The 13838-nt window shown below is 52.3% G+C and carries 10 protein-coding genes; 4 read left to right on the top strand and 6 right to left on the bottom strand.

From position 1 onward, the window contains the following. Positions 1–47: 47 nt before the first annotated feature. Positions 48–635, top strand: coding sequence for a TetR/AcrR family transcriptional regulator (locus CU041_RS04510; RefSeq protein ID WP_068518073.1), 588 nt, complete (start codon positions 48–50; stop codon positions 633–635). Between the two features lie 135 nt (positions 636–770). Here CU041_RS04510 and CU041_RS04505 read toward each other — a convergent pair whose 3' ends face one another. The 3 genes from CU041_RS04505 to CU041_RS04495 all read right to left on the bottom strand — a co-directional run bounded on the left by CU041_RS04505 (position 771) and on the right by CU041_RS04495 (position 4781). Next, entirely contained in the window at positions 771–1223 is a 453-nt protein-coding gene (locus CU041_RS04505; RefSeq protein ID WP_170310131.1) for an Sbal_3080 family lipoprotein, read from the bottom strand. A 174-nt stretch (positions 1224–1397) separates the two neighbouring features. Further along, the gene (locus tag CU041_RS04500; protein ID WP_101245959.1) at positions 1398–3386 is read right to left on the bottom strand and encodes an acyltransferase family protein; all 1989 of its coding nucleotides are present in this window, start codon (positions 3384–3386) and stop codon (positions 1398–1400) included. Positions 3387–3623: 237 nt separating this feature from the next. Beyond that, positions 3624–4781 (bottom strand): LysR family transcriptional regulator, encoded by a 1158-nt coding sequence (locus CU041_RS04495; RefSeq protein WP_101245958.1) that lies wholly within the window; start codon positions 4779–4781, stop codon positions 3624–3626. 1108 nt (positions 4782–5889) lie between these two features. Here CU041_RS04495 and CU041_RS04490 point away from each other — a divergent pair. After that, the gene (locus CU041_RS04490; RefSeq protein WP_101246408.1) at positions 5890–8952 is read left to right on the top strand and encodes an FAD-binding and (Fe-S)-binding domain-containing protein; all 3063 of its coding nucleotides are present in this window, start codon (positions 5890–5892) and stop codon (positions 8950–8952) included. 69 nt (positions 8953–9021) lie between these two features. On the opposite strand, the gene CU041_RS04485 is transcribed toward CU041_RS04490, so the two are convergent. Beyond that, entirely contained in the window at positions 9022–9435 is a 414-nt protein-coding gene (locus tag CU041_RS04485) for a hypothetical protein (RefSeq protein WP_101245957.1), read from the bottom strand. Between the two features lie 563 nt (positions 9436–9998). Between CU041_RS04485 and CU041_RS04480 the strand changes: the two genes are divergently transcribed. Then, complete coding sequence (locus tag CU041_RS04480; protein WP_101245956.1) at positions 9999–12017, top strand: AAA family ATPase; 2019 nt, start codon at positions 9999–10001, stop codon at positions 12015–12017. Between the two features lie 21 nt (positions 12018–12038). Next, the gene (locus CU041_RS20555; protein ID WP_170310130.1) at positions 12039–12401 is read left to right on the top strand and encodes a hypothetical protein; all 363 of its coding nucleotides are present in this window, start codon (positions 12039–12041) and stop codon (positions 12399–12401) included. A 104-nt stretch (positions 12402–12505) separates the two neighbouring features. Here CU041_RS20555 and CU041_RS04475 read toward each other — a convergent pair whose 3' ends face one another. Beyond that, positions 12506–12832: an amidohydrolase family protein gene (locus tag CU041_RS04475; protein ID WP_267893500.1), complete on the bottom strand. Its 327-nt coding sequence runs from the start codon at positions 12830–12832 to the stop codon at positions 12506–12508. A gap of 69 nt (positions 12833–12901) precedes the next feature. Further along, positions 12902–13813, bottom strand: coding sequence for a LysR family transcriptional regulator (locus CU041_RS04470; protein ID WP_101245955.1), 912 nt, complete (start codon positions 13811–13813; stop codon positions 12902–12904). Between the last annotated feature and the right edge of the window lie 25 nt (positions 13814–13838).

Raw genomic sequence — 13838 nt, 5'->3', positions numbered from 1 at the left:
TTCCGTCCGCGCGTCAAAACCTGATTTTGCTATTGGAAAACAATGAGATGACCGACGATACTGCCGTCGAAAAAAAAAGCATCCGTGCCGATGCCCTGCGCAATGAGGACGCGCTTCTTGAAGCCGCCAAGGAGATTTTTGCGACCTCGGGGGTGGATGCGCCGGTGCGTGAAATCGCCGCCAGGGCCGGTGTTGGCGTCGGCACGCTTTATCGTCGTTTTCCCAAACGCAGCGACCTTGTGGTTGGTGTTTACAAACGCGAAGTCGATGCCTGCGTCAAAGCCGCGGCCGACTTTACCGGCCAATATGGTCCGGGTGATGCCCTGACCCACTGGCTGAAACGCTATTGCCAGTTCATCGTCACCAAAAAGGGATTGGCCGCCGCCCTCTATTCCGGCGATCCGGCCTTTGATGCCCTGCCCGCCTATTTCCGCGCCAATTTCGAACCGACCCTGCAATCCCTTCTGCAATCAGCAGCCAGGGCCGGCGAAATCCGTGGCGATATTGACGCCTTTGACTTGCTCCGCGCCATCGGCAACCTCGCCTCCGTCGGCGGCACCGAAGGTGCTGAACACACGCATCGTATGCTCGAACTGATGATTGACGGGTTGCGTTTCGGGGCGGCGAAGCCCTAGGACCAGGCCGCCAAGCGCACATTGCTTTATCGCTTTACCCTTTGCCCTAATCCGAGGATGTCAGTTCACGGACAACCGGCACCTGCAAAATGCTGGCAGCGAAGCAAAGCTATTAGGAATACCCTGCGCCCAAGATCACCCTTTCCCGGATGCCCCGCGCAGCAATTCATCCATCAAGGGGCCAATTTTTTCTTCTGTTGACGCCCATTTGGACGCGTTGAGCCCGCCGCCACCAAACAGGCCGTTCGGCAGCTTGTAGAACACCTGACCAATCAACTCGTTCTGTTCAAACAGGCGAATGTCAGCTTGGCTTAGAAACGTTGTAAAATCCCACTTTCGATACGCGACATATGTCAGCTTGTATGCGCAATCGTCAGGCACTTCTTGATAGATCTTCGGCTTGTAATCGTGCGCATTGATACTGTTTATGATGACAGAGAGTATTTCAGGCTCCGTCACGCGTGGATTATCCTCGACACAGATTACTGTGCCCGTTTGTATTACTCCAGAAACTGGGACTACGTTTCGAGTCACGCTACAGCCTGCAAGAACAGGTATCAAGCTTACGGCAATGATTGCTTTTTTCATTATTCCCCCTTCACTTTTTCGAAGATTTAACATTTCACATTGCCTTTTTAGCTTCAATACAACACCGGCCAAATCGACCTATGATGCTCGAACTGATGATTGACGGGCTGCGTTTCGGGGCGGCGAAGCACTGAGGTCAAACTTGCAGATTCTGAATGTTTTTCGGCCTTCAGCCTAATTCGGGGATTGCAGTTCCCGGGCAATTGGCGCCAGCAAGATGTGGGCGGCAAAGCTGCTTGGATGGTTGCTATCCCTGTAAAGAATATGACCGTCTGCCATGACATCACAGGCCCCGTCTTTGCAAAAGGCATCATGTGGGCTGATCCAGTGAATTTTACCTGGATATTTTTTTGCGACTGCGTCCATGGCCTCCAGGACCACTTCATTCAAACGCAGGTAATCGGTTTCCGGGATTTTGATGTCACTATCGCGGCCCCCTCTCCAGAACGTCCGAGACAGAACTTCCGGAATATTGAATTCTGCTTCGGGCATCGGGGTCATGACGTATATATTTTTGCCAAGACTGACGACTTTTTGCATCGTCTCCTGATATGCCTTACGGAACAGTGTGATCCGTTCTTGCTCCGTCAGTCGGGAACCCTCGCCATCCATCAGGTTGATCGTTTTTCGCTGCCCGGCAAGACCACCTGTGGCTGTATCATAAAGATACAGGGAATATCGGCTGGACATGATCACATTCCTGATCCCGGGCTGCGCCAACAACCTTTGATAGGCATTCTGATTATGCGTTTGACAAAGTCCCGACAGGTAATGCGTAACGTTGATGTCCAGCAACGCCGGGCACCCGTGAAGCCCGAGTAACAAGGCTGATTCCTTGTTTTGCAGCAACATTTCGGAAAACGGCCCGCTCAAGGCCCGCGCATGACTGTCCCCCCACAAGGCCCAGCTCGGCGAGGCATTTTGATCACCTATGACGCAATAGCTATCAGTACGGCTACGCTCCCGAATATCAGGCGCATTTTCCGGGCAACCGCTTGGCTCAACGTATTCTGCCTCGTCAATCACGGCCAGTGCTGCAGGGGGAAGGCGCTCAGGAAAGCCCTTGAAATGGACTAATCCCCCCCCGAAAAGCAAAAGCACAGCAAAGCTGCCAAGGCACCCGAAAATCAAGGGCTTTGAATTGGGTCTGTTTTTCTGTTGATAGAATGGGTTTTCGATCACGTACCAGGACGCAAAACCGACTGCGAATATAGCAACCAGCAGAATGGCGATATCATTCGCCGCCATCGCCCTGTCCAGGCTGTATTCATAAAAGAAAATAATCGGCCAATGCCAGATATAGATTGAATAGGATGCTTTGCCAACCAGCGTCAGAACAGGCTGGCGCAAAGCCCTTACCAGCACGGCGTCACTCTCGATGCAGTACAAAATGATCGCAGTACCAAGACAGGGCGCAAGTGCAGCGAAGCCCGGAAACAACCAGGTGGTGTCATAGATAAATATCGGCGCAAGGACGAGAATTACGCCAAGAAAACTCAGCACGTTTTCCAGTATTTTGTGCCGGAGGGCCGGCAGCATCCCCAGCCCGACAATTGCCCCCAAGCCGAATTCCCAAAAGCGGAAAGGCGTGTAATAGAAGACGGGATTTTGGTGGTTTTCAATCAGGACAATATTGGAAACGAACGAAATCAGTGACAGCAACACAACGAGAAACAACGTCCTGTTCAGCAGTTTCATCTTGCTGAGACAAACCAGAAACAGTGAAATCCCGACATAGAACTGCACCTCTACCCCGATGCTCCACAGATGGATTACCGGCGAGTTGGACGAGGTAAAATACGAAAACGCCTTGTTGAAAATAACATTCGGAATAAACGCCGACGCCCCTAAAAGCGACAGACCATAAAAATCCAGATCTTCCGGCAGAAGAATAAAAACGGATGCAAAAGACACAACGAAAAGCATCCCGATCAGGACCGGAACAATCCGCCTGACGCGTCGCACCAGATAGCTTTTCAACGAGAAACTATTGGCATCAATATCCCGGGCAATGCCAGATACAATCAGATACCCGGAAATCACAAAGAACACATCGACGCCGGTATAGCCTCCGGAAAAGGTCGCCAGCCCACAATGATATAAAATCACACCAACAACGGCAATCGCCCGAAGGCCATCTATCGACTTGTAATAAGCACTCATTCAGGAATCACGCGCCACGCATTATTATCGTTTTTGCTGCAACAGGGTTTTGTACTTTATATACGAACCGCGCAAGCCCTCCAGCAACGTATCCCGGCAAATTCCGGTTAGACCAAGGAATACTGCACACCGTTTGTCTTTCTCAAAGGCTGCCAACGCTTGCGTGGCCAAGTAGCAAATTCCCCCCTGACAATCATCAAGTTTTAATTACACCGGGGATGTGTTCCCTTCATGCGATCAATACCACTCCAACGCCGCTGGCAGATCAAGGCCTGCGGCCTGTTCGCGGACCTGATGCAGGAACAGGCTGGCAATCGGCGACAGGCTTTTGCTTTTGCGGGTGATGATGCCGATATGGCGCTGACGGACCGGGGCGGACAGCGGCACGAAGACAAGCCCCTTGTCACGCGTCATGTCCGACACCCGGGCGGCCAGTTCCGGCAGAACCGTGATCCCCACCCCCTGGGCCACCATGGCGGCCAGCGTGAGGGTGTTGGATGTTTCGACCGTCGGGCGCGGCAGGCTGATCGGCATGACCGAAGCACCGTCGCCCGCGCCTGCGCGTGCGGGGGATTTCGCGGCTTTTTCCGCGCGCTGGTCGGCCAGTTTATTCTGTGCGCGCGCCAGTTTTTCGGCCTGTTTCATCACCCCTTTGGCCGCCGCGATGCCAAGCCTTGCGGCATCTTCGATGGCCGGACTTGTGAAATCCGATCCGCTATATTGCGGCGCCTTTGCCGTGCCCTCCCCCCGGGGCTCGCCGCTGACCCCGGCCATCATTGCCGATGTCCCGGATTCCGGGCCCAGCCCGACAAAGGGCTGATCGGCCAACTGTGCCCAGGTCACGAACGGGTGTTTGGCAAAGGCATGATCAGCCCGGCACAGCACCCCGAACCGGTCGGAAAACAGCGGACGGAACGCGATATCGGGCAGCGCTTCCCACTCCCCGGCAATGCCGAAATCGGCCTCGTTCGCCGCCACGGCTGCATGAACCTCCCCGGCATTCATTTCATCAAGGCGCAAGCGCGCATCGGGATGATCGACCACAAAGCGCGATATCACGGCCGGCAGAATACGGGTCAAAACCGACGGGGCCGCCGCAATGGTGATTTTCCCGCCAATCCCCTTGGACAGCGCGTCAAGATCGCCCAATGCTTCCTCAAAATCGCCAATCAACCGCTTTGCCACCGGCAAGAACCGTTCCCCCGTATCGGTCAGGGTGACTTGCCGTGTCGTGCGATCAAAAAGGGCTGCCCCCGTCACATCCTCGAATTGGCGGATGGTGGTAGTCAGGCTGGGCGGGGTGACGCCAAGCACGGCCGCCGCCGCCGTAAAGGACCCGTGATCGGCCACCGCCACAAAGGACCGCATATGGCGCATATTCAGCGATGAAAACATCGAAACTCCCCCTTTTCTTGGCCATTTATGACCCGGTGATACCGGCCATCACAGCCCAATCAAATCACCGACAACATCAGTACAGTTTCAGCACTGCTTCTGCATTCTTTCCAACGGCTTCAGCGCAGCTTGCAAGCGGCTTCCGAGCAGTTTCAATATGAACATCTGTATCCGCACGCCGCCAAAACGGCTACTGCACAGTTGCGCCCCGACTGCTGCACGGCTATTGCACGGTCACTGTACGACTTCCGCCTGGCTATTGCACCGCTTCTGCACAACTTCTGCCCGGCGATTGCACCGCTTCTGCAAGGCTCCGGAAGACCTTCGGCTCACGCCTTCCGCCCATGCCCTTCCCCTCATGCCCCGGCACAGAAACCATGCCCAAAACACCCAAATCCCTAATCCGCATGCCAGCCGGACGACCAAATGCCGACTGAACCGCGCTATAGCGCGCTGGGCTGGGTCGCACTGAAACGGACCAACTCAGAGCCAACCAGCCCAAACCAAACTTGCCCGAACTGAACCGAACCAAACATGCCCTGCCCAGGCCAGTCCGGACCAAACACCATCAGGCCAGACACCATCAAACCAGCCCCCCGTTGCCAGGACGGGTTCACGCCAGAACAGCTCAAACCGCCGCGGCTCAACCAAACAGCACCACGCGCTGTAAACTTTTCTTTACACCGGCACTTTTTGGCGGCTGCGCATCCACACCCTTTGATCGATGCCCGATGCCAATTTCCCGGCCTGAAAACAAATCCTCATACAAATAAAAGGCTGCGTTGGCTAAAAACGGCCGCCGGTTTCCCGGCAAAGGGGCCCGAATTCCAAAATTCTGTCAGGAGGTGTCAGCAAGTCGGTCTTTGCAGCATGGTTTTCCAGTCGGGATTATTAGGTAAAAACTAATAATCATTCGGAATTTTCAATTTGTCCAATTAATCCTGATCGGGTCAAATAGGGAAAATTGCCATGACATCGATCCCGCCCCGGTGCCAGATCCGCCATGAAATCCGATATCAAGTCCGGTATCAGACTTGCTATCAGATCTGGCATCAAACCCGGAACCAAACCGGCATCCAGCCGGGGGATCGCAGACAGAGAGATCACCATGCCCGCCGCGACCGCCGCCAAAAGCGTTATTGCCAAATTGCCCCGCCTGACCCCGGACCGGTCGCTGGACAGTTTGACGCTAAGTTTCCTCAAAACCCTTGAAACCGAAGGAAAATTTAGCGGCGAGATCCATGCAGATTTCCCGACCCGCCTGATCCATGCGACGGACAACAGCGTCTATCAGGTGATGCCCCGTGCGGTGTTGCAGCCGCGCACCCGCGATGACATCAATATCGTCATGGAAATGGCCGGTCGCGAAAAATTCAGCGAGGTGAAAATCACCCCGCGCGGCGGCGGTACGGGCACCAATGGCCAGTCGCTAAATAACACCATCATTCTCGATACTTCCAAGTATCTCAATCACATACTGGGTTTTGATGCGGAAAAGGGACTGGTTCATGTTGAACCGGGCGTGGTGCTTGATCAGCTTAATGCCTGGCTGAAACCGCATGGCTATTTCTTCCCGCCCGCCGTCTCGACCGCGAGCCGTGCCACGGTTGGCGGCATGATCGGATCGGACAGCTCGGGCAAGGGATCGCGGATTTATGGCAAAACAAGTCACTATATCCATGACATGACCACGGTTCTGATTGACGGCACCGATTTCCGCACATCGGCCCTAAGTGCCGATAAAGCAAAGGAAATCATGTCCCGCGACGACCGTGTTGGCGCGCTTTATCGCAAGGTCCATGACGAAATCGCCCCGCGTCGCGATCAGATCAATGCCACTTTCCCGGAAATGAACCGGGGATTGACCGGCTATAACCTTAAGGAAGCCGTTTCCGATCAAGGGGATATGAACCTTTCCTTCCTGATTGCCGGGGCCGAGGGCAGCCTTGGCATGGTCAAGGAAATCACCTTCCGCGTCATTCCGCTGCCCAAACACAAGGCGATCACCGTTGTCCGGTATGACAGCTTTGATTCGGCCCTTCGTCACGTGCAAGCCCTTGTAAAATTTGATCCTGTGGCGATTGAAAGTATTGATGACAAGGTCATGAAATTGGCCGAGCAGGATGAAAGCTGGCACATGCTGGGCAAGCTTTTGGGTACGGAAAACAGTACCGTTGCCACGCGCGGCTTTAACGTCGTTGAATTTGTTGGCGAAACGCCCGAAGAAGTTGCTGCCAAACAGGACGAATTGCGCGCTTATCTTGATGGCAATCCCGACACGGCTTACGCCCCGATCGGCTTTGTGCAGGCAACCGACCCTGGCCAGATCGCCGCAATCTGGTCAATCCGGGCTAAATCGGTGGGGTTGCTGGGCAATCTAGAAGGCAAACGCCGCGCGACACCATTCGTCGAAGATACCGCCGTACCGCCCGAAAACCTTGCCGATTTTATCGCCGAATTCCGCGCACTCCTTGATGCCGAGGGCCTTGATTACGGCATGTTTGGCCATGTCGATGTCGGGTGCCTGCATGTGCGGCCGCTGCTTGATATGTGCGACGAAGAAGACGAAGCGCGCCTGCGCCGGGTTTCGGACGCGGTCGCGGAATTGACCAAACGCTATAACGGCCTGATCTGGGGCGAACATGGCAAGGGTTTCCGCGGTGAATACAGCCCGATCTATTTCGGGCCGGAGCTTTATGACGTTCTTCGCCGCATCAAGGAAGCCTTTGACCCGGAAGGACAATTAAACCCCGGCAAGATCGCATCCCCCTATTCCAAAGACATCCCGATCACGGCAATCGACGAAGCCCCGATGCGCGGGCAACTTGATCGCCAGATCGAAGATGCGCTTCGTGATGAGTACCTTAATGCGACGCGGTGCAACGGCAACGGGGCCTGCTTTAACTGGGATCTGATGGATGCCATGTGCCCGTCCTATAAGGTCACGCGGTCGCGCGTGCATTCGCCCAAGGGCCGCGCGGGAATGCTGCGCGAATGGATCCGACAGCTTTCGGTCGGCACCGACCCGATGAACCAGGATTTGGCGGTGATCAACGGGCGCGATTTTTCGCACGATGTGTATGAATCGATGGCCGGTTGCCTGTCATGCAAGGCGTGCGCGGGGCAATGCCCGGTCAAGGTCGATATCCCGGAAATGAAATCCCGGTTCCTTGAGACCTATCACACCCGCTACAAGCGCCCGGTGAAGGATTACGTCATTGCGAAACTTGAATATATGGCGCCGCTTCTGGCAAGCGCGCCGGGCCTGTTCAATGCCCTGCAATCGATCCCGCCGATGCCATGGATTTTCAAACGCTTCATCGGCCTGACCGATTTGCCAAAGCTTGACACCCGGGGCCTTAAATCGGGCTTACGTGCGCGTGGCATTGGCAAATTCCGGCAGGCTGATCTTGATGGCCTGAGTGCCGATGAAAAGGCCAGGTCGGTGATTATCCTGCAGGATTGCTTTACCACGCATTATGACACCGACGTGTTCCTTGCCCATGTGGACCTTTTGCAACGCCTTGGATACCGGGTATTTGTGCCGCCCTATCGCCCCAATGGTAAGGCCATGCATGTCAAAGGGTTCCTCAAGAAATTCGATTATCAGGCCAAGCAGAACGATATTGTTTACGGCCGCCTTGCCAAATCCGGTGTCGCCATGGTCGGGATCGAGGCCAGCGTCACCCTGACCTATCGCCAGGAATACGCCCAGCGCCTTTCAGATCGGCCGGATTATCGCGTGCACCTGTTCCATGAATGGCTGGCGTCTGAAATCAGTGACGGTCGCCTTACGGCACCGAAAATTGATAACGCCGTTAACATGGACATTCCGGCAAGCCTGTTCCCCCATTGCACGGAAAAAACATCGATCCCGGATGTCGGCGTAAAATGGCAGAAAATCTTTGAGGCGTTCGGTCTTAAACTGACAACCGAGAAAACCGGATGTTGTGGCATGGCCGGCGTTTACGGCCACGAAACCCGCCATCAGGAAACCTCGCGCGAGTTGTATGAGCTGAGCTGGAAAAAGAAGGTCGATGCGACGGGGGCGGAAAACATGCTGGTGACCGGCTATTCGTGTCGCTGTCAGGTCAAACGTTATGAAGGTGTGAAGCCACAGCATCCGGTGGAGTATTTAGCTCAGATGATGAATCAATCAACCTCACCTTAGCCAAACATATTTCATTTTAATATCCGCAAAGAGACTAGCTCAAATTCCAAGGAGATATTTGAGCATTAATCATCTTCCAACGATCCGAGAGAACCATTTATCTTCATTCTTTCTCGCTTCCTTCAGCAACTCCTCGATATCTTCTCTTCTTTTTTTGTCCACTCGATGTTGCACGAGGGTCAACGCAGCCTCCAAAAACGCACCTAAACCCAATGCGATCATACCAGTCACAAAAATCAATTGAGTGAAGCCTTCTGACTTTAGTGAAATGAACTGAACAATATTTAGATCGAGCAAAATTGCCAATGCTATGAGGATGATGCCAATCCAAGATGGCCGCCGCGCAACAGGCATGTTGGCATAATTGTTGGCCCACTCATCGACCTGACGCGAGAACTTCCACAAGATTTCATTTTGAGCGTCAACCAGTTCATTCAATTCTGATTTATCAAATTGAATCATATCTTCTCTATCATTTCCCATTACACCCTCCACTTTGCGAAACAAAACTTAGCTGCGGAAAATTGTGCCTATGTCATTTGCCCTCGACGCCGACAAGCCACAACATAAACAAACATCAACGAATGACAATCTTTAATTGAATAACTATAATCGAAATTGTATCTCCAAGATTATCCTGATAGCTGTTTGACCTTAGCTGGAAAAAGAAGGTGGATGCGACCGGCCTCCAAAACATGCAGTGACTGGCTACTCATGCCGCTGCTAGGTGGATCGTTATGAAGGGCCAAGCCCCAGCATCCGAAAACCGATTTGATGAAAATGATCAAACGCTCAAACATTAAAGTGGTCTGACGACCACATCGTTTCAGTTGTATCGATTGAAACATCCGCCCTCGCTTAACATTATTTATAGTTGAATATTTTAAGATCAACATTAACAATACGAGAAATACGTAATTGCGGCGGGGCTTTTTGTGTAAATCTGCTTTCAACGACAACCAACTAGACATCCGCAGCTCCCAAATTCGCTTCAAGCCGCAGGTGAATCTCGCTCACCTTTGACCGGCTCTAGGGAGGGGACCAAAATGAGAATCAGAAAAGTCCGTGTACAAAATTATCGCTCCATAATCGACAGCGGTGAATTTGATCTTGATTCAGACAAAACAATCATGGTTGGCCCCAATGAAGCAGGTAAGACCGCCTTACTCCAAGCCATCCAACATTTAAACCCTCCTGAGAATATCAAAAAACTAAACCCGCTTCGTGACTTTCCCCGAGCCCAATACAGCAAAATCAAACTAGGGCACGTAGACCCATCAAAGGTCCGCGTTGTGGAAGCAGAATTCGAACTTGACGACCATGATCGAGAATTCCTCCCCGAAGGAATGAAAGATGCCAACTATGTACTTTGGCGCAATCTGGATAACTCGACCGGGAACCGCCTTTCTAATGCACCAGCGAAACCAACGTTTTCGGATATTGAAAAAGACCTAAAGCGTCTGGCGTCACATATCGAAACCCGTTTTGTGCCGACAGAAGAAAACGAGACAGAATCTCCAACCAGTCAGCTATCAGAGATTACAGACGGATGGCCGCCCAATGAGATCATTGAGGGACAAAAATCAGAATCGCTACTAAACTGGCTTGAAAGCATTTTCAACTTGGTTGACGAAGATGATCATAAACAAGAAGAACGTTTTGACAGACTAAAATACGAAATAAGTATTTCCACATTACGGAACAAAGCTGTCCATTATCTTCGTGAGAGAGTTCCAACATTCGTTTTGTTCAGCAACTATTTTAGAGTTCGCCCACTGATTCATTTGAATCAACTTGCATCCCGGATAGCAAACGGCTCATTGGATGACGAAAGATATGATTACGGCAATGTATGCTTACTGAATCTACTAGGCTTCGATGCTAAGGAACTTTCTGACATGGGTAGAGCCCCAGAGCCAGACGCATCTGATCCTGAAGCACTTGACGCATTTCGCGCCCAGCTTGATGAGCGCCAGTATCTTTTAAATTCTGCGGAAGTAAACCTAACACGGGAAATAAGATCCGTATGGAATCCGGACGAAAACAAAGGAGAGGCAGCCAAACTTCGTTTAAGGGCAGACGGTCAGTATCTTAAAGTCACGGTAGAAGACGATCTCGGCGTTGAAGTTGAGCTTGATCAACGCTCCGAAGGATTTCAATGGCTTGTATCCTTTTTCGTAGTATTTTTTGCGGAGGCTGAGGGAGATCACAAAAACGCTATCCTGCTTCTTGACGAACCAGGGCAGAGTTTACATGCACTGAAGCAGAGAGAATTTCGAAAGACAATATCTCGCTTGGCAGCCAACAATCAAACGATCTATACGACACATTCTCCATTCCTAGTCGGCCCGGACGAACTCGACTCAGTTCGGGTTGTCGAAATGGAAAGTCGCGAAACGGGTACCAAAGTTCACACATCAGTGACGGCCAATGACCCTGCAGCCCTTCTGCCGCTACAAGAAGCTCTCGGATATGACCTTGCCCAGAGCCTTTTCACTCAAAAACAGAACCTGATATTAGAGGGCCTAACGGATTATTGGTATGTAGATGCTGTCGCTGCTCTATTGCGGGATTCAGGGGAAGCAAAACTCAACGATAAAATCGCGTTGGTACCAGCCAATACTGCTGGAAAAGTAATTTATTTTGCTACGATTTTGCACGCGCAAGGTTTCAAAGTAGCGGCATTGCTCGACTCTGATAGCGCAGGTGAACAAGCAGCCAAACAAGAAACGCTCATTCACACCCTGGGCAAGAAGAACATTCTTCGCACAAAAGATTTTTTAAGAAACCCTATCAAGTCTTCCGAAATCGAAGACATGCTCCGCGAGACTCTTGTCAGAATTGCGAAGTCCCAACTAGGATGGGACATTGAAAAAACGGCAACAGAACAACCAGCACGATCAGTTGTCAGCATATTTGAAAAAGAGATCACAGATTTCTCAAAATATCGGCTGGCGAAAGCCTTCCTCCAATGGTCTAGAGACCATACTTCCAGCGAATTGACCACTGATGAGCGCGATCAATGGAAAAGTATAATTTCCACAATCAATAACTGCATTAAATAATCATCAAGAAGGAACAGAGAGATGACCAAGAAAAGCTGGAACAATTTCACGATTGACCATCCAAACGCATACCAAATTTCTTGCGTTTGTCCACCAGCACTACCAACACGGATAAAGTTCGACAACTCAGGAAAAAGGCTACCAACGCCATATGGACTTTTCTGCGAATGGCTTAAAACTCAAATCAGCGGTGAGTGGGCCACAACTAAAGCAGGCAAAATCTTTATGATAAAAGTTAGCAATAAAAATGACCTGCAAAAGATTCTATCAGCTTACCAGAGCAAAAAAATAGCGACTCAGCCTGGCAGTAGCGCCTCCTATCAGACCATGTATTCCACACTTGATTACGGACCTCTTGCAAGACACCTAGGTTACGATATCTAGAACTCTTTTGCTTTCTCGAAGCGTTTTCGAGAGTCTAACCTTGCACTTTGTTACAGTGAGGCTTTTTCTCAAATGGCGTTATCCGCAAGCGATCGCCGGTCTGCTCAGATCGGCGTTGACGTCACCAGATTTGATTTCTGCTGTGGCAAATATTTGCCATCGCCCTTCTGTCCGGTGACTTCCCCGCCCTTCACCACGGTTTTGCCGCGCACGATGGTGTGGACCGGCCAGCCTTTGACTTCAAGGCCTTCATGGGGACTGTAGTCGCAGCCCTGTTGCAGGATGTCGTTGGTGATGGTGACGTTTCTGTTGGGGTCCCAAAGAGCAAGATCGGCGTCTGAGCCAATCGCAATCGTGCCCTTTTGCGGGTACATGCCATACAGCTTGGCGTGGTTGGCGGATGTCAGCGCCACAAAGCGGTTGGGGTCGATGCGGCCTTTTCACAAGTCGTTAGGGGACAGGGGCGGCAGCCGAACTTCGGTGACCGCACTTCCAAAAAATCACAAAAACGGCAGCATGTTTTTGACGTGATCGGCGAAGGCGGTCGTGGCGGGGTTTTGCGTGCCCTCGCCTGCGATGACTTTCAGGCCCAGTTTGGGCAAGGTTGGCAACGGGGCCTTGAGGATATACAGATCATTTGGCACCGCCTTTTGCATCATCACACTGATGGCGAGCCCCGAACGGGCCACGGCGATCAGGCCGGTCAGGCTGCTGCTGGCATAGGAAATCTTGTAGGGAATTTGGGCGGCGTTCATGGCATCGCAGGCGGCCTTGTGATCAAGGGCGTTTGATGCGGGCAAGGCCAGCGGGATGGTCCGAGCGGCTGTCGGACTGTCGCCTGCCTCTTCTCCGATACTGTTTCCAATCCCGGTACCGAAATCATGCAGATCAAGGGTCGGCTTGGCACCAACCCAGGCCAGTTGTTCTGTCCGTGCGATATCGGGTTCTCCGTCCGGGTTGGCGACCGAGACCAGTGCCAGGTCAATCTGGCGCGCGCGCAGCATCTTATGGAGTTCCGGCGTCGGGGCCGAAACCACCCTGATCTCGACATCCGGATAGATCGTCCCGAAGCTTTTAAGCAGGGCCGGGAAAAAGGCGATCAGGTAATCCTCGGGACAGCCAAACACCATGGAACCGCGCAAGCCCCGATCAGAAAAGGCAAAGACCGCCTCGTCATGCAATTTCAAAATCCGTTCGGCATAGCCAAGAAACCGTTCACCACTTCCGGTCAGGGTAACGCCACTGCCGCTGCGATGAAAAAGCGTCTGGCCCAGTGCATCTTCAAGACGCTGTATCTGCATGGTGACGGTTGATTGCGTGCGCCCGACCTGAAGGGCGGTGGCACTTAGCGTCCCGGAATGAGCGGCGCGCACAAAGGTCGTCAGCAGTTTGAGATCAAGCAGGGTTTGCATGGCGTCGTCCAATGTATATCAATTT

The organism is Thalassospira povalilytica, from assembly GCF_002844235.1.
In the GTDB taxonomy this organism is placed as follows: Bacteria; Pseudomonadota; Alphaproteobacteria; order Rhodospirillales; family Thalassospiraceae; genus Thalassospira; species Thalassospira povalilytica.
Note: the sequence above shows the minus strand (reverse complement) of the source record. Positions and strands in the feature narration are given on the sequence as shown.